The organism is Citricoccus nitrophenolicus, from assembly GCF_047305825.1.
Lineage (GTDB): Bacteria > Actinomycetota > Actinomycetes > Actinomycetales > Micrococcaceae > Citricoccus > Citricoccus nitrophenolicus.
Map to the genome: position 1 here is coordinate 139,620 of NZ_CP063070.1, position 16,801 is coordinate 156,420.

The following is a 16,801-nucleotide window of genomic DNA, read 5'->3' on the forward strand; positions in this document are numbered from 1 at the left end:
GAGACTGATCCCATGTGCGGACGGTATGTGATGGCACGGGCCATCGGTGACCTGGTGGCGGACGCGGGCGCACTGGCCCCTGACGAGGAGCTGGTGCTCCCACGTAACTGGAATGTGGCGCCCACTGCGGATGTCCCGGTGGTGCTGGAACGGGCCGAGCCGGCATCGGGCACAGGCACCCGCCGGGAGATCCACGTGGCACGGTGGGGTCTGGTCCCGCCATGGGCCAAGGATCTCTCCGTGGGATCACGCGCCTTCAACGCGCGCTCGGAGACGGTGACGGAGAAGCCCACCTTCCGCTCACCGGTCAAGGCCCGGCGATGCGCCGTGCCGGCGGACGGTTACTACGAATGGCTCAAGCCGGAGGCGGGCGCCTCGAAGTCGGCCACGAAGCGACCCTTCTACGTCCACCCCGAGGATGGCACCCCGATCTACTTCGCCGGACTCTATGAATGGTGGAAGGACGAGTCCGTGCCGGACGGTGATCCGGGCCGCTGGCTGCTGAGCTGCACCATCCTCACCGGCCCCTCGCCGGAGGCGGACGATGCGGACCCGACCCTGGCGCAGCTCGGGTCACTGCACGACCGGCTTCCGCTGCCGATGGACCGGGACACCCTGGACGCCTGGCTGAACCCGGAGAAGCTCACCTCGGCCGAGGCCGCCGGCGCCCTGGTGGACCGCGTCCGCGGGCAGGCGTTCCGCACGGCTTCAGGATGGACCCTGACTGAGGTGGGAACCGCTGTCGGAAACGTCCGCAACAACGGACCCGAACTGATCGAACCGCTGGAAACCCTGCTCTGACCTGTGGCGAGGCATCCGACCCCGATCTTTCCGGGGCCGGAGGCTTATCGCGTCCGCCGCTTCTCGTAGCTTCTGCCTTGGTGTTAGAACATAAGTTCTAATACCATGGTGGGTGTGGCCGGGTCTTCCCGTCGGCCGTTTCACTTCCCACCGCCCCGCCGGAACGCCCCGGCGTCTGTTCTGCCGTTCCTTCCCAGACGGCAGGGCCCGACGCCGGCCCGGGCCGTTCCGGACGAACCCCGCCGGCCGCTCGCCGGAGGGGAGGAACACGGCATGAGAAGTCACAACGAGAACAGGTCAGGAATCACGTCCCATGGGAATCTTCACTCAATCGGTCACCGTTCGATGCACCACGGCAGGGCTCCCGCAGCATCTGCAGTGGAGCGGGCGGGACTATGTGCTCGCCGCGGATCCGGTGCGCTGGTACGAGCGGCGCAAGTGGTGGACCGAGGAACAGCGGGCCGAACGGGGCCGCGGCGCCGGGCTGGTGGACCACGAGGTCTGGCGGGTCCAGGTCCGGCTGGAGAAGGTCCGCAACGCGCCCCTGCTGACGCTGGACCTCTCCCACCACCTCGATTCGGGCCGCTGGAGGCTGGTCCGCGTCCATGACGGCGCCGCCGTGCGCCTTCGAGAGAGCGCCTGATGGTCGCTGCCTCCGGTGCCCGTGGCGGTTTTCCGCACCTCAACGTGGCCACGGCCTTCAGCTCCCACTACGGGGTGTCCTGGCCGGCCGAGCTGGCTGCGGCCGCCGCGGCGGACGGCGCGGAGGTGCTGGCCTGTACGGATCGGGACGGGCTGTACGGCACGGCCAAGCACGTGGGCGCCTGCCTCGAGCACGGCCTGGCCCCGGTGCTCGGGGTGGACCTGGCGGTGCGCTGGCAGAACGGCACGCCGGACGCCGGCACGGGGCCATCCAGTGCGGGGCTGCTCAGTGCTGGGCTGCCCGCAGCAGCCGGCCGGGTGGTGGTGCTGGCGCGCGGTGGCACCGGCGGCACCGGCTACCGAGCCCTCGTCCGGCTCATCTCGGCCGCGCACGCCCACACCACGGGCGGCTCAGCAGGTGGATCACCGTACGTCACGATCGATGAACTGGCCCAGTGGTCCGCCGGCAGGCACCACGGCGCCCCACCGGAACTGTTCGTGCTGCTGGGACCGGGATCCGGCGTCGGACACCTGATGGCAGCGCGCAAGTACACCGCCGGCCGGGCGCTGCTGCGCCGCTGGAAGGCTGCCCTGCCTGCGGGGACGCTGCGGGTGGAGGTGGTGTGCCATCTCTCGCCGCCGGGGGAGAAGCTCTCCGCACCGCACGCCGTGAAGATGCTGCGGGCCGCCCGGGACGTGCACGTACCGGCGGTGCTGACCAACGCGGTGCGCTACGCCACCCCGGACGGGGCCGCCACCGCGGACGTCCTGGACGCTGCCCGCGCGCTCAGCTCCCTGGAGGCGCTGAGCGATCTCCAGCCCAACGGTCAGGGATGGCTGAAGCCGGCCGGGGCCATGCACCAGATCGCCCGGGAGATCTGCCGCGCAGCGAACGGCGAGGGCAGCGGCGCCGAGGGGACCGCCGCACTGCTGGGGGACACCCATGCCCTGGCCGAGGCCTGCCGGATGGATCCTGAGGCGGACCTGGGGTGGGGGAGGCCCACGGTGCCGGAGGCCTCGGTCCTGGGGATTGACGGGGACCCGGTCGCCGAGTTGCGGAACCGCTCCCTCTCCGGGGCCGGGGCGCGTTTCCCGGAGCTCTACACGGGGAGCCGCTTCTCACCATCGCGAGCCGGTCAAGATCTGGAGACGCGCCTGGAGCATGAACTGGAGATCATCAACCGGCTCGGCTTCGCCAGCTATTTCCTCACCGTGGCCGAGGTGGTGCGGATGATCGAGGGCATGGGGGTGCGGGTCTCGGCGCGTGGGTCCGGGGCGTCCTCGCTGGTCAATCATCTGTTGCGGATCTCCAACGTGGACCCGATGCGGCATGAGTTGATCTTCGAGCGCTTCCTCTCCCATGACCGTTCGACCCTGCCGGATATCGACATCGATGTGGAATCGGCCCGCCGGCATGATGTCTACCACGCCCTGTTCGAGCGGTTCGGGGCCGAGCGCACCACGTTGATGAGCATGCAGAACGGTTACCGGGCACGTGGCGCGGTACGGGATGCGGGGATGGCGCTGGGCATGGAGCCGGAGCAGGTGGACACGATCGCCAAGCAGCTGTGGCGCTTCTCCGCCTCGAGCTTCCGCGAGGCCATGGACCGGATGCCGGAGCTGCGCGGCTTCGCCGATCAGGTCGCCTCCGGCCGCGCGGCCGGGCAGCAGCAGCTGGACCTGCTCGTGGATCTCACGGAGCGGTTGGACCGGTTGCCGCGGCACATCGCCATGCACCCGTGCGGGGTGATCCTCGGAGACGCTGCCCTGTTGGATCGCACTCCCGTGCAGCCCTCCGGGATCGGGCTGCCGATGAGTCAGTTCGACAAGCACGATATGGACCCGATGGGCCTGCTCAAACTGGATGTGCTCGGGGTGCGCATGCAGTCGACCATCGCCTACACGCTGGATGAGATCGCGCGGACCACGGGGCAGCGGGTGGACCTGGAGCAGGTGCCCTTCGACGACGAGACGACCTTCGAGATGATCCGCACCACCCATACCCTCGGGATCTTCCAGATCGAGTCCCCGGGGCAGCGAGAGCTGATCGGGAAGATGGCCCCCACCGAGTTCAACGACCTGATCATCGACATCTCGCTGTTCCGCCCCGGCCCCATGCAGTCGGACATGGTGCGGCCCTTCCTCGAACAGCGGCACGGTTTCTCCGAGGCGCGGTATCCGCACCGGAACCTGGAGCCCGTGCTCGCCGAGACCCACGGGGTGACCGTGTTCCACGAGCAGGTGCTGCGGACCTTCAACGTGATGACCGGGTGCGGGCTGGCGAAGGCGGATGAGTTCCGCCGCCAGATCGGCGGGCCGCAGGAGCACGTGGTGGAGGAGTTCTTCCGGGCCGAGGCGCTGGCGCGGAACTACCCGCTGAAGGTCATCGACCAGGTCTGGGGGACCCTGCACGCCTTCGGCTCCTTCGGCTTCTGCAAGGCCCACGGCGCCGCCTTCGCCGTGCCCACCTATCACTCGGCCTGGCTCAAGACCCACCACCCCGAGGCGTTCCTGGCCGGCATCTTCGAGCACGATCCCGGCATGTACCCGCGCCGCCTGATGATTGCCGAGGCCCGCCGGATGGGTATCCCCGTGCTGCCCGTGGACGTCAACGCCTCCACGGACAGGTTCCGGCTCGAGTGGGTGCCGGCGCACCCGGAGATGTCCGACGCCGGCCGGTCCGGTGCCGCTGCCGGCGCACCGGACGCTGGGAGCCGGGTGGCCGGCGTCGTGTCCGGGGATGGTGACGGGCGTGTTCCCGGACGCTGGGGGATCCGACTCGCACTGACCTCGCTGTCCGGGCTGAGTGAGGCGGAGACCGCCCGGATCGTGGCGGGGCAGCCGTACACCTCGCTGGCCGATGTGCGCGACCGGGCGCGGCCGACGAGGAGGAACCTCGAGCGGCTGGCGCAACTCGGGGCCCTGGATTGCCTGCTGCCGCCGGGTGGGGCCTCGCGCACGGACCTGGTGCACCATCTGGAGCTGCAGCATGGCGGAGACACCGAGGGGCCCTCGGGGCGGAAGAAGCGGCCCGGGCATCGGCAGGTGGACGGACAGCTCTCTCTCGAGCTGCCGGACACCGAGGCGGCGGCGATCGTGCCGATGTTCCCGGATCCGAGCCGGGACCAGCAGGTGCGCACGGAGCTCGACCTGACCGCGATGGACCTGACCGCGCACCTGATGGAGTCGCACCGGCCGTACCTGGACGCGCTCGGGGTGACGGCCGCAGAGGACCTGCTGAGCCTGCGGTCGCAGTCGAGGGTGCTCGTGGCCGGAGTGCGGGTGGCCACGCAGACCCCGCCGATGCGCAGCGGCAAGCGGGTGGTGTTCATCTCCGTGGACGACGGCACCGGGTGTGTGGACGCCTCCTTCTTCACGGAGGCCCAGCACGAGACCGGGGAGATGCTGTTCTCCTCCCGGCTGATGCTGATCGAGGGCACCACTCGGCGCACCGGGCCGAAGGCCATCAGCCTGCAGGCCATCCGGGCGTGGGACCTGCACCGGCCGGACTCCCTGCCGGACCCGGACTACCTGGACTCCACCCGAGACCAGTGGAGGGCCTGGCTGCGCCGGGACCGGGACCGGGCCACCGGACGGCCGGCTGCGGTGCCGTGGGGTCCGGCCGTCTCCTCAGCCGCCCAGGAGCAGGACACCGGTGGGGCGCGCCGGGGTGCCGACCGCGAGATTCCGCACCATGACACCGGGGCCTGGCCCATCAAGGTGCGCGGGCCGGTCGGGGTTCCGGCCGGTGCCTCCGCAACGGGTGGGAACAGGACGACCGGGGTCTACCAGGCACCCTCATGGGAGTCTGCGGCCCACCGTGCAGTTCCCGTGCCACACCCGGAGACCTGGGAGCTGCTGCCGACGCCGGATGACTGAGCAGGCCAGATCAGGGTCAGGTCACGACCGGACGGTGGTCCGTGCGACGATCGATCCATGACAAGCACCTTCACGGTGGAGACGAGGTCCGCCCATTCCACGGAACGGCTCTTCAAGGTCTCTCTCAGCATCGATGAACATCTGGGGTCGATGGCCGATTCCGGTGAGCAGGCCATCGGCGGTGTGACCACAGGGGCCATCTCCCTCGGGGAGACGGTCACCTGGCGAGCCCGGCACTTCGGGATCTGGTTCACCATGACCTCACAGATCACCGAGTACGACCAGCCGCGCCGCTTCGTCGACGAGCAGGTCTCCGGCCCCTTCCGTTCCTTCCGCCACGTGCACGAGTATCGCGAGGTGGGCGGGAGGACGGTGATGACGGATACGGTCACCCTGACCTCACCGGTGTTCGGCCGACTCGCCGAGAGGCTGGTGCTGGTGCCCTATCTCCGGCGACTCATCCGGCAGCGAAACCGCCATCTGCTCGCGGTGCTCGACGCCCAGGAGTGATTGCGGCCGAAGCGACACCTACCGCCAGAAGAAGTGGTGTTCCACCCCGCTGGGGCTGAGGGCGCTCTCATGGAGGTACTGGTCCTCGAGGTCGACGGGAGAGTCCCACAGCCGTAGCCCGGAGCCGATCTCGTGAGGTGCCACGGCGATGTGCAACTCGTCCACGAGGCCCGCGGCAACGAACTCCAGCACCGTGGTGACGCCCCCGCCGAGGCGGACATCCTTGCCGTCGGCTGCCTGTTGCGCGATCCTGAGCGCCTCCGGTGGGCTGGCGTCGAGGAAGTGAAAGGTCGTGTCACCGAGCGAGAACGACGGCCGGGTGTGATGAGTCAGGACGAACACCGGGGTGTGGAACGGTGGGTTCTCACCCCACCATCCCTTCCAGTCCTCGTTCTCCCACGGGCCTCGGTAGGGGCTGAACTTGTGGCTGCCCATGATCTCGGCGCCGATGTTGTGGTGGAAGTCCCGCACGATGTGGTCGTCCAACCCTCGGGACCCGCCGGCCTCCGCGCGGTTGGGCCAGCTGGCGGTCTCCACGGCCCACACTGTCAGCGGTCCCGGGTCAACGTGACCGAAGGGGCATTCCAGGCTCTGGTCCTCCCCGGCCGCCACGCCGTCCCGGGAGACGAAGAAGTTCTGAACCTTGAGCCGCTGAGGGCGGTGGGACGTGCTGGAGGTCATGGCTGTTCTCCTGGTGGGGCTGATGCTGGCCCGAGTGTAGGGATGCCGGGTCACGGTGCGCCAGACCCGGGACACGGCAGACAGCCCGGGGTGGCGAGGTGCGGCTCGGAGTCCTCCACAGGGGACACCCTCCGCAGGGTTGTCCACCGTCGGCCGTCGGCTGCTTTATCCCGTCCGCCCCGCGTGTTCGAATATGTGTACTAGTCGGAATCGGGCCAGGGCAGCAGTGGGAGGTGGGCGGCATGACAGATTCCCTACCGCACGACGTCGGCGCCCTGCCTACCCCAGATCTCCTCGCCTGGGCCCTGGAGCTGGCCGAGGAGCTGACGGAGCGCCTGTCCACGCCGGACTTCATGGACGACCTACCGCGGTTTCACCACGGATCCCAGCGGGACCGTTCCGCAGAATGGGGCCTCTACGCTGATGACAGGGCCGGCGGCACGGGAGAAGGTGCGGACGGCGCAGGCTCCGGCCGACAAGGCGCTGGGGAAGGCCTCGACTGCACCGAGGTGGGCAGCGTCCCCCGGGGAGTCCTGCCGGAGGTCACCACAGCCGTCGAACGGCTCTCCCGGAGTCTCGGTGCCTCACAGACCGCACTGGCCGGACACGTCGAGAGGATCTTCGAGATACCGGACCTCCGCGAGGAGATCCTGGGCATACCGCCCGGGAAAACCGCCTTCCGCCATGCGCAGGACTACCTCCGGGAGCACCTGCACATCGACCGGCGCGAGGCCAAGCGGCGAGTCGAGCGGGCCGGGCACGTCATGCCCACGCGCACCGTGGACCACACCCAGACCATTCCTCCGCGTCTGCCCGTGCTCTCAGAGTCGGTGCAGCACGCGGGGACGGATCTCTCCGCGGCAGACCTCATCGCCACCACGTTGAACACCGCGCGGCGGGATGCGGCGCTGGCAGAGGCGCCACCGGACCTCGTGGACGAGCAGCTGGTGGCCGGTGAACGGCTCCTGGTGACCCATGCGCAGGATGTGGACCCGGAGACCCTGTCCAAGATCTGTGGTCATTGGCGGCAACGGTTCGACGCCCTCTTCAACCCTGACGGCCGCGAACCGACCGAGGCCGAACTCAACCATGAGCAGGGATTGTTCTACCGGGGGCGGAGAAGGGGCCACAGCAATGGTCTGCACCGGTGGGAGATCATGGCCGCGGACGGTCAGCATGAGCTCCTGCAGACCGTGGCAGCGGCGGCCTCGAACCCCCGGGCCCCTGGCCCTGAGTGCGTCGGCCCCGAAGCGGCTGACTCCGAAGACGCGAACTCCGTCGACCAGGCGGTACTGGATCCCCGCAGCTCGGGGCAGAGGCAATTGGACGGCCTCATCAGCGCGCTGACCGGTGCCCTGGCCTTGGCCGATCTGTCCGACTTGCCCTCCAGCGGTGGTTCCAGGCCGCAGGTGCTCGTGACGATCGATCACGACTCCCTGCTCAGTCGCGTGCACCAGTCCAACGCGGCGAACACCGTACTGTCCCAGGCGGCCTATGTGGGTCCCATCCCACCGCGGTTCATCCGGCAATGGGCCTGTGATGCGGACCTGATCCCCGTGGTCCTGGGCGGCGAGGGGCAGATCCTGGACATCGGGCGAGCTCAGAGACTCTTCCCCCGCAGGCTCCGCCAGGCGCTGGTGGCACGGGATGGTGGGTGCGCGGCACCGAACTGCTCCATTCCGGCGCCGTGGTGCGAGGCCCACCACATCGACCACTGGGAACGCGGTGGGTCGACCTCCGTGGAGAATGGGGTCCTGTTGTGTTCCCACCATCACCACGCGGTGCATTCGGACGCCTGGGAGATCTCTGTCCGCAGCGGGGTCCCGTGGTTCATCCCCGCGCCGTATCTGGATCACACTCAGCGCGCTCGCCGGAACCGGTACCGGAGCGGCGGCACCGCTGACCCGCCGGATTGACACCAGGACCAGCCAGCGCCCGGACGGCTGGAGTTCTGGACGGCAGCTCCGAGCCAGGACGTCCGAGCCAGGACGGCTGCTGTCATGCGACTGCCCTAGAATGGCCCGTGGCTGGCGGTGGCCACCGTATGCCACCAGCTCAGAAGCCCTACCTGAGGAGGAACCGGACCGTGTCCGAGGCGTTGCAGAACGAGCAGATCACCATCACCGTCAACTCGGAGCAGCGGGAGGTGACCTCGGGGAGCACGGGCACGGAGCTCTTCGCCGACCAGAAGACCACTGTGGTCATGCGCGTGGACGGCGAGTTGCAGGACCTGAGCCGGCAGGTCCCGGCCGGTGCCGATGTGGTGGGCGTGGACATCAGCGAACAGGACGGGTTGAACGTCCTGCGTCACTCCACCGCCCACGTGATGGCCCAGGCCGTACAGCAGCTGCGTCCGGACGCCAAGCTGGGCATCGGACCGTACATCACGGACGGCTTCTACTTCGATTTCGACGTGGCCGAGCCCTTCACCCCGGAGGACCTCAAGACCCTCGAGAAGATGATGCAGAAGATCATCAACTCGACCCAGACCTTCTCCCGCCGCGTCGTCACGGAGGACGAGGCGCGTCAGGCCATGGCAGACGAGCCCTACAAGCTGGAACTGCTGGGTAAGCAGGATGATGCAGAGGCCGTCGGCGAGGGTGCCAGCATCGAGGTGGGCGCCGGCGAGATCACCATCTATGACAATGTGGATCGCAAGTCCGGGGACACCATCTGGTGCGACCTCTGCCGCGGCCCTCACCTGCCGAACACCAAGCTGATCTCCAACGCCTTCGCGCTGACCCGCTCGGCCGCCGCCTACTGGCTCGGGGACGAGAACAACAAGCAGTTGCAGCGCATCTACGGCACGGCGTGGCCCACCAAAGAAGACCTCAAGGCCTACCAGGAGCGGCTGGCCGAGGCCGAACGGCGCGATCACCGCCGGCTCGGCGCCGAGCTGGACCTGTTCTCCTTCCCCGAGGAGCTCGGTTCCGGCCTGCCCGTGTTCCACCCGCGGGGCGGCATCATCCGCAAGGAGATGGAGGACTACTCGCGCCGGCGCCATACCGAGGCCGGCTACGAGTTCGTCTACACCCCCCACATCACCAAGCAGCATCTGTACGAGGTCTCGGGGCACCTGGACTGGTACGCGGACGGCATGTTCCCGCCCATGCAGATCGATGAGCAGCGCGATCCGGTGACGGGGGAGATCACCAAGCAGGGGCAGAACTACTACCTCAAGCCCATGAACTGCCCCATGCACAACCTGATCTTCGCCTCGCGAGGACGCAGCTACCGTGAGCTGCCGCTGCGCATGTTCGAGTTCGGTGCCGTGTACCGGTATGAGAAGTCCGGCGTGGTGCACGGGCTGACTCGTGTGCGTGGCATGACCCAGGACGACGCCCACATCTACTGCACCAAGGAGCAGATGAAGGAGGAGCTGACCACCACGCTCACCTTCGTCCTGGACCTGCTCAAGGACTACGGCCTCGATGACTTCTACCTCGAGCTCTCCTCCAAGGACCCGGAGAAGTACGTCGGCGAGGATGCCGTCTGGGAGGAGGCCACCCGCACCCTCGAGGAGGTCGCCACGGCCTCAGGCCTGGACCTGGTCCCGGATCCGGGCGGTGCCGCCTTCTATGGCCCGAAGATCTCGGTTCAGGCGAAGGACGCCATCGGGCGCACCTGGCAGATGTCCACGATCCAGCTCGATTTCAACCTGCCGGAGCGGTTCGACCTGGAATACCAGGCGGCGGACGGCTCACGCCAGCGTCCGGTGATGATCCACCGGGCCCTGTTCGGGTCCGTCGAGCGTTTCCTCGGCCTGCTGACCGAGCACTATGCCGGCGCCTTTCCCGCCTGGCTGGCGCCGGAGCAGGTCGTGGCCATCCCGGTGGCCGAGGCCTTCAACGACTATCTGGCCGACGTCGTGGACCAGCTCAAGGCCCAGGGGATCCGCGCCCGCCTCGATGACGGCTCGGATCGCTTCCCGAAGAAGATCCGCACCGCCTCCAAGGAGAAGGTGCCCTTCGTCCTCATCGCCGGTGGTGAGGACGCCGAGGCGGGCGCGGTCTCCTTCCGCTTCCGTGACGGCAGCCAGGACAACGGGGTGCCGGTAGGCGAGGCCGTAGAGCGCATCGTGGCCGCTGTGAGGAACCGGGAGACCCAATGAGGCACGACGACGGCCCGGTCACCGAGAGCGACCGGGCCTCCGACGAGGCCGGGACGGACCAGTCTGTCACCGACGGATTCCAGCTCGCCGGGACGCCGGACGGCTTCCAGAGATTGTGGAACCCGCACCGGATGGCCTACGTACGCGGCGGGCAGGACCAGGTCAGTGGCGAGTCGACGTGCCCGTTCTGCGCCGCGCCCGGCCGCTCGGACGAACAATCGCTGATCGTGGCCCGCGGCCGTACCGCGTACGTGCTGTGCAACCTCTACCCGTACAACGCCGGTCACCTGTTGGTCTGTCCCTACCGCCACGTGCCCGACTACACGGACCTGAGTCTCGAGGAGACCGCTGAGCTGGCCCGACTGTCTCAGGTGGCGATGATCGCGCTGCGGGGCACGGCCCGGGCCACCGGCTTCAACCTGGGGATGAACCAGGGCAAGACCGGAGGTGCAGGCATCGCCGCCCACCTCCACCAGCACATCGTCCCGCGCTGGGGTGGGGACGGGAACTTCCTGCCGATCATCGCGGAGACCAAGAACATCACGGTCACCCTGGACACGGTGCGTTCCGCCGTGTCCGGGGCCTGGGCAGCGGCCGAGGCCGAGTTCGACGCCCGGCAGGGCGGCTGATGCTCAACCGCTATGCGCGGGCACTGTTCGCCCGGATCTTCACGCCGGTGGCCAGGTTCTTGCTGGCGCGCGGAGTCTCGGCGGATGCCGTGACGGTCGTGGGCACGCTCGGGGTGGTCCTCGGGGCCTTGGTGCTGTTCCCCCTGGGGGAGCTGTTCTGGGGAACCATGGTGATCACCCTGTTCGTCTTCTCGGACGTCCTGGACGGCGTGATGGCCCGATTGGCCGGCACCACCGGGCGGTGGGGGAATTTCCTGGACTCCACGCTCGACCGTGTTCAGGACGCGGCAGTCTTCCTGGGGCTGATGCTGTGGTTCTTCGGCGCCGGGGACTCGTGGATCGCCGGGGCGGCCGCCGGTGCCAGCCTGGCGTTGGGCATGCTGGTCTCCTACGTTCGCGCCAAGGCCGAGGCGCTGGGCTTCGAGGCCAACACGGGCATCGCCGAACGGGCCGAACGGCTCGTCGTGACGCTGGTGTTCGCCGGCCTCACCGGTCTGGGGCTGAATCCACTGGTGCTGACCGTGGTGCTGACGCTGCTGGCTGTGGCGTCCGCCGTCACGGTGGGCCAACGTATGGTGACGGTGTACCGGCAGGCACGTCGGGCCCAGCAGACCCAGTCGGCTGCAGAGGACGGCACGGAACCACCGCCCAGCTCCTGACCTGGCATGGACCCTTGCGTCACAATGGGGGCATGAGCGAGCCCATCACCGGCAGCAACGATGCTGTCACCGACCGTCCCTTGAACATCCCCGAGTACTTCCTCCTGCTCAGTCTGGACGAGAAGAAGGGGCGGTTGCTGCTGGATGGGCCGACCGCCGGCATGGGCATCGCGGGCGCCGCGATCACCGAGTTGGCGCGCCGGGGCCGGCTCGAGGTGACGGCCACCACTGTGCGTTCGATCGAGCACCCGGACCAGGTCTTCGCGGCTGACCGCAACCCGCCGGTATGGGCACGCACCACGGATCTCGAATGGCCACTGGAGCAGGTCTGGGACATCATCAACGCATTCACCCGACACCGGGACGCCGAACAGTGGATCAACCGGTTCTCCCGTCAGTCATTGCGCGATGCGGTGGCCGCCTCGCTGGTCAAGCGACGGATCGTGGAGGAGGGGGACAGCACCGTGCTGTGGATCTTCCACCGCACCCGCTATATGGAACGGGACCATCACTTCGAGCGGGAGCTGCGCGAGCGGATCCGGGCCGTGCTGATGGACGGAGTCCCGGCTGACGACCTCACGTGGCCCCTCATCTCCCTGTTGCGCACCACGCGACTCCTGCATCGCCTCTTCCCGGACGTGGACAAGGCACAAATCCGTGCCGCTGCCCTCACCCCCACGGGGAGTCCTGCCACGCAGCAGTCCATGGCGGAGGCCCTGATGGCCACCGAGAACGCGGTGGCCGAGGCGCTCACCGCCACCACGGGCGGGGCCTCGGCCCTGGACTGAAGAGTCTGGCGGGGCGGGACGCGCTGGGAAAGGCGGGTTGAGCGAGGCTCAGGCCGCCTGACGACCGGTTCAGGGCGAGGCGATGTCCGCCACCGTGGCAGGCACCGTGGCGGGCACAGTGGCGGTCAGGGTGCGGATCAGGTCCTCGGGGGCGAGCCTGACGTCCAGACCGCGCTGGCCTCCGGAGACGAGGATCGTGGGCAGGGCCAGGGCCGAGGAGTCCAGCACCACGGGAGATGGGTGCCGTTGGCCCAGGGGAGAGATCCCACCGACCACATATCCGGTGCGCCTCTCGGCCAGTGCCGGATCGGCCATGGTGACCTTCTTGACGTTCAGGGCAACGGCCAGGGTCTTGAGGTTCAGGGTACCCGCCGCCGGGACGACCCCTACGGCCAGAGCGCCGTCCGGACTCTGAACCATCAGCGTCTTGAACACCGCCCGAGGGTCCTCTCCGAGGGCCGCCGCGGCTTGCAGGCCGTAGCCGGCCGAGGTGCCCGTTCCCGGGGAGGCCGATGCCTGCAGGCCGGCCTCGGGAACCTCGAATTCCACGACCTCGAACGCGACGCCGGCCCGCAGCAGTGCAGCGAGAGCCGGCGTCGCAGCGGTGGGCTGCCGCGCCATGCCCTTGAGCCTCAGGCCGCCAGGCGGAGGGACACGTTGCGCTTGATGCGGCCCAGCAGGGCGGACATGCCGCGCAGGCGCAGCGGGGTCAGGGCCTTCTGCAGCCCCAGCCGGCTGGCCAGGTCCTCGGGGATCGCCAGGACCTCAGCGGCGGGGATCCCGTCGAGACCCTGGGACAACACCGAGGCGAAGCCCCGGGTCGTCGGGGCCTCCGGAGGTGCCGAGACGAACAGGCGGACGAGAGGATCGGTCGACTGGCCGTCGTCGTGCCCTGCTGTGCCTGACGGCGCCTCCGGTGCCGGCTCCAACTCGAGGGCGAGGAACAAGGGGGTCTGACACTCCACCACCTGTTCCATCTCCTCCTGGTGACCGTCATAACGCGGTGGCAGGGCCGGCAGCTCGTCGGAGAACTCCAGCAGGAGCTCGAGCTTCTCCGCGTCGGGCACGGCCTGGAAGTCGTCGATGATCTCCTGCAGCTTCGCGGGGATGCTCATCGGGCCGGCGCCTCGCCCGGCTCGGTGCCCACGGCGATCGGCAGGCGCACGGAGTTGCCCCACTCGGTCCAGGACCCGTCGTAATTGCGGACCTTCTCGTAGCCGAGCAGGTGACGCAGCACGAACCAGGTGTGGGACGAGCGCTCACCGATGCGGCAGTACGCCACCACGTCATCCGACTCACCCACGCCGGCCTCGACCTTGTAGATCTGCTCCAACTCCGCGCGGGACTTGAACGTACCGTCCTCGTTGGCGGCGCGTGCCCAGGGCACGGAGGCGGCAGACGGGATGTGGCCTCCGCGCAGGGTGCCCTCCTGCGGGTAGCCGTCCATGTGGGTGGTCTCGCCCGTGTACTCCAGGGGAGAACGGACGTCCACGAGGGGGGAGCCGAAGTGATTCAGCACGTCCTCGCGGGAGGCACGCTCGGTCTCGTCGTCACGTCCGATGACGGGGTAGTCCACTGCGGTGACCGCCGGGACGTCCCGGGTGGTCTCCCGGCCTTCGGCGATCCACTTGTCCCGGCCGCCGTTCATCAGCCGCGTGTCGACGTGACCGTAGAGGGTGAAGACCCAGAGCGCGTAGGCGGCCCACCAGTTGGACTTGTCACCGTAGAACACCACCGTCGTGTCCCGGCCGATGCCCTTGGACCCCAGCACCCGGGTGAAGTCCTCGGGGCCCACGAAGTCACGGGTGACCGGATCGTTGAGCTCCGTGTGCCAATCGATTTTCAGCGCGCCCGGGATATGCCCCGTGGAGTACAGCAGGGTGTCCTCGTTGGACTCGAGGACCACCACGTTCTCGTCGCCCGAGTGGTCGGCCACCCACTGGGTGGAGACGAGCTTCTCCGGATGGGCGTAGTCAGAGAAATCGGTTGCGTCGGTAGAGGTGCCGGGGGTGTGGGTGGAATCCGCAGTCATGGTGCGTACATTACGCCACAGTGGCGGGAGGTATTCAGTGAGGCGACCCTTCCCTGGGCGGCGGTAGAGTTACCGGCGCAGTCTCCAGCAGTCTCCAGCAGTCTTCAGCAGCATCTTTCAGCGCCGTTCACCAGCCCAAGAACCGTCACCCTCAAGGATGGAGTAGCCCGTGGCCGAGATCGTCCACCTCGCCGACCGCACCCCGCAGGTGTCCGCCGAGGACCTGCTCGCCGGGTTCCACCCCTCCTATCGTTTCGGGGAGGTGTCCTTCGACACCTACATTCCCGATCCGTCCCACCCGTCCCAGGCCGAGGCCGTCGGTAGGCTGCGGGACTTCGCGGCCTCCATCACCAACCGCGGTGGGTCCGGCGGCAGCTCCGGCGGTGGCCTTCTCGGCTTTCTGAAGGGTGGCAGGTCGGGTGGCAAGTCGGGCGGCAAGTCCGGGAAGAAGGGAACTGCGGGTACCACCGGCATCTACCTCGACGGCGGCTTCGGCGTGGGCAAGACCCACCTGCTGGCCTCCACCTGGCATGCCGCCCCGGGCCCCAAGGCCTTCGGGACGTTCGTGGAGTACACCAACCTGGTGGGGGCATTGTCCTTCCGCAAGACCGTGGACGTGCTCAAGGAGTACAAACTCGTCTGCATTGACGAGTTCGAGCTGGACGATCCGGGTGACACCGTGCTGATGTCCCGATTGATGCGGGAGCTCGCCGATGCCGGCGTGAAGCTCGTGGCCACCTCCAACACGCTGCCCGGTTCGTTGGGCGACGGGCGCTTCGCGGCTCAGGACTTCAAACGCGAGATCCAGGTCCTGGCTGAACAGTTCGACGTGATCCGCGTGGATGGCGAGGACTACCGCCACCGCGGACTCTCCGCAGCACCCGCTCCGCTGGAGGACGACCAGCTCGAGAAGGTGCGGGCCGAGCGTTTCCCGGACGCCGCCGTCGTCTCCGAGGACGACTTCGCCGCCCTGACCGCGAACCTGTCCCGCGTCCACCCGAGCCGCTACCGCAAGATGGTGGAGGACGTGGACGTGATGGTGCTGCACAACGTGGAGACCATCTCCGAACAGGCCATGGCGCTGCGCTTCGTGGTCCTCGCCGACCGGCTGTATGACAAGGACGTGCCGGTGATCGCCTCAGGCGTGCCGTTCGACCAGCTCTTCACCGAGGAGATGATGAACGGTGGCTACCTTAAGAAGTACTTCCGCACCGTCTCCCGCATGACCGCCCTGGTCCGTGAGGGACAGATGGGGGAGACGGGGCTGTAGTCCGCTCCCCGCTCCGCCCGCTCCCCGCTCCGCCCGTTCCCCACTCCTGCAACGTGGGGCTCTGCTGGACTGGCGGAACGACACTCCGGACGTTCTACGCGGCCTCGGATACCCGGTGGATGCCGGCGGACGCCGCCAACGCTGATGCCCAGACCAGTGCTGAGACAACAATGGCCGCTCCCGATCAGGAGCGGCCATTGTTCTAGGGGAGCGGATGACGAGATTCGAACTCGCGACCTCCACCTTGGCAAGGTGGCGCTCTAGCCAACTGAGCTACATCCGCAGGACCAGGCTATCCCGGAATCGGGATCCTGTCCGTGCGCGATACTGGGATCGAACCAGTGACCTCTTCCGTGTCAGGGAAGCGCGCTACCGCTGCGCTAATCGCGCCCATCAGTCCTGGAGAACCAGAACCGCTGAGATGCAGGTCCCCATCCTAACGGACGAAAACCGATGCGAGGTGGGGACGGGATTCGAACCCGCGTACACGGCTTTGCAGGCCGTTGCCTCGCCTCTCGGCCACCCCACCAGGGATTGGAGACTTGCGAGCGGATGACGAGATTCGAACTCGCGACCTCCACCTTGGCAAGGTGGCGCTCTAGCCAACTGAGCTACATCCGCACAGAAAACCGGTGACTGGAAAAACCAGTCACCGTGATTTCCAACGAGAGATCACTCTAGTGCACTCTGCGCGGGAACGTCCAATCGGTGCATCTCGCGGCGTGTTCGGCCCTGTGTCCTGGCTGTCAGCTCATCGCCGTCGCCCGCCACACCGCGCGCCAGATCACGCCTGTCCGGG

General features: G+C 68.2%; 14 protein-coding genes and 4 tRNA genes. 10 read left to right on the forward strand and 8 right to left on the reverse strand.

Features of this window, described 5'->3' with window-relative positions:
- The first annotated feature begins 12 nt into the window (after positions 1–12).
- From IMT31_RS00695 to IMT31_RS00710, 4 genes are all read left to right on the forward strand, one after another.
- Positions 13–801, forward strand: coding sequence for an SOS response-associated peptidase (locus IMT31_RS00695; protein ID WP_413543435.1), 789 nt, complete (start codon positions 13–15; stop codon positions 799–801).
- A 313-nt stretch (positions 802–1,114) separates the two neighbouring features.
- On the forward strand, positions 1,115–1,444 hold the full coding sequence (locus IMT31_RS00700) for a DUF6504 family protein (RefSeq protein ID WP_413543436.1): 330 nt from the start codon (positions 1,115–1,117) through the stop codon (positions 1,442–1,444).
- Positions 1,444–5,322: a DNA polymerase III subunit alpha gene (locus IMT31_RS00705; RefSeq protein ID WP_413543437.1), complete on the forward strand. Its 3,879-nt coding sequence runs from the start codon at positions 1,444–1,446 to the stop codon at positions 5,320–5,322. The genes IMT31_RS00700 and IMT31_RS00705 overlap by 1 nt, the downstream gene beginning before the upstream one ends.
- Positions 5,323–5,379: 57 nt before the next feature.
- A complete protein-coding gene (locus IMT31_RS00710; RefSeq protein WP_345361665.1) occupies positions 5,380–5,832 on the forward strand; it encodes an SRPBCC family protein in 453 nt (150 codons plus the stop codon).
- A gap of 18 nt (positions 5,833–5,850) precedes the next feature.
- Here the strand turns inward: IMT31_RS00710 and IMT31_RS00715 are convergent, their stop codons facing one another.
- The gene (locus IMT31_RS00715; RefSeq protein ID WP_413543438.1) at positions 5,851–6,513 is read right to left on the reverse strand and encodes a dihydrofolate reductase family protein; all 663 of its coding nucleotides are present in this window, start codon (positions 6,511–6,513) and stop codon (positions 5,851–5,853) included.
- Between the two features lie 242 nt (positions 6,514–6,755).
- On the opposite strand from IMT31_RS00715, the gene IMT31_RS00720 reads away from it, so the two are divergent.
- The 5 genes from IMT31_RS00720 (at position 6,756) to IMT31_RS00740 (ending at position 12,700) form a co-directional block, all read left to right on the forward strand.
- Positions 6,756–8,429, forward strand: coding sequence for a DUF222 domain-containing protein (locus tag IMT31_RS00720; protein ID WP_413543439.1), 1,674 nt, complete (start codon positions 6,756–6,758; stop codon positions 8,427–8,429).
- Positions 8,430–8,599: 170 nt separating this feature from the next.
- Positions 8,600–10,624, forward strand: a complete 2,025-nt coding sequence (thrS, locus tag IMT31_RS00725) for a threonine--tRNA ligase (RefSeq protein WP_413543440.1) — start codon at positions 8,600–8,602, stop codon at positions 10,622–10,624.
- Positions 10,621–11,253: an HIT family protein gene (locus tag IMT31_RS00730; protein ID WP_413543441.1), complete on the forward strand. Its 633-nt coding sequence runs from the start codon at positions 10,621–10,623 to the stop codon at positions 11,251–11,253. The genes thrS and IMT31_RS00730 overlap by 4 nt, the downstream gene beginning before the upstream one ends.
- Positions 11,253–11,912, forward strand: coding sequence for a phosphatidylinositol phosphate synthase (gene pgsA / locus IMT31_RS00735; RefSeq protein ID WP_413543442.1), 660 nt, complete (start codon positions 11,253–11,255; stop codon positions 11,910–11,912). The genes IMT31_RS00730 and pgsA overlap by 1 nt, the downstream gene beginning before the upstream one ends.
- Before the next feature lie 32 nt (positions 11,913–11,944).
- Positions 11,945–12,700 carry a GOLPH3/VPS74 family protein gene (locus tag IMT31_RS00740; protein ID WP_345361647.1) on the forward strand — a complete coding sequence of 252 codons (756 nt, stop codon included), beginning with the start codon at positions 11,945–11,947 and terminating at the stop codon, positions 12,698–12,700.
- A 69-nt stretch (positions 12,701–12,769) separates the two neighbouring features.
- Here IMT31_RS00740 and IMT31_RS00745 read toward each other — a convergent pair whose 3' ends face one another.
- From IMT31_RS00745 to IMT31_RS00755, 3 genes are read right to left on the reverse strand one after another with little or no spacing between them, the layout of a single operon-like run.
- Complete coding sequence (locus IMT31_RS00745; RefSeq protein WP_345361644.1) at positions 12,770–13,321, reverse strand: aminoacyl-tRNA deacylase; 552 nt, start codon at positions 13,319–13,321, stop codon at positions 12,770–12,772.
- An 11-nt stretch (positions 13,322–13,332) separates the two neighbouring features.
- Positions 13,333–13,815: a SufE family protein gene (locus IMT31_RS00750; RefSeq protein ID WP_345361641.1), complete on the reverse strand. Its 483-nt coding sequence runs from the start codon at positions 13,813–13,815 to the stop codon at positions 13,333–13,335.
- The gene (locus IMT31_RS00755) at positions 13,812–14,732 is read right to left on the reverse strand and encodes a sulfurtransferase (protein ID WP_413543443.1); all 921 of its coding nucleotides are present in this window, start codon (positions 14,730–14,732) and stop codon (positions 13,812–13,814) included. The genes IMT31_RS00750 and IMT31_RS00755 overlap by 4 nt, the downstream gene beginning before the upstream one ends.
- Before the next feature lie 169 nt (positions 14,733–14,901).
- On the opposite strand from IMT31_RS00755, the gene zapE reads away from it, so the two are divergent.
- Positions 14,902–16,002 (forward strand): cell division protein ZapE, encoded by a 1,101-nt coding sequence (gene zapE, locus IMT31_RS00760; RefSeq protein WP_345361636.1) that lies wholly within the window; start codon positions 14,902–14,904, stop codon positions 16,000–16,002.
- 209 nt (positions 16,003–16,211) lie between these two features.
- Here zapE and IMT31_RS00765 read toward each other — a convergent pair.
- From IMT31_RS00765 to IMT31_RS00780, 4 genes are all read right to left on the reverse strand, one after another.
- Positions 16,212–16,285: transfer RNA gene (locus IMT31_RS00765), tRNA-Gly, on the reverse strand.
- Positions 16,286–16,320: 35 nt separating this feature from the next.
- A tRNA-Val gene (locus IMT31_RS00770) sits at positions 16,321–16,392 on the reverse strand.
- Between the two features lie 68 nt (positions 16,393–16,460).
- A tRNA-Cys gene (locus IMT31_RS00775) sits at positions 16,461–16,531 on the reverse strand.
- A gap of 18 nt (positions 16,532–16,549) precedes the next feature.
- Positions 16,550–16,623, reverse strand: a tRNA-Gly gene (locus tag IMT31_RS00780).
- Positions 16,624–16,801 lie beyond the last annotated feature (178 nt).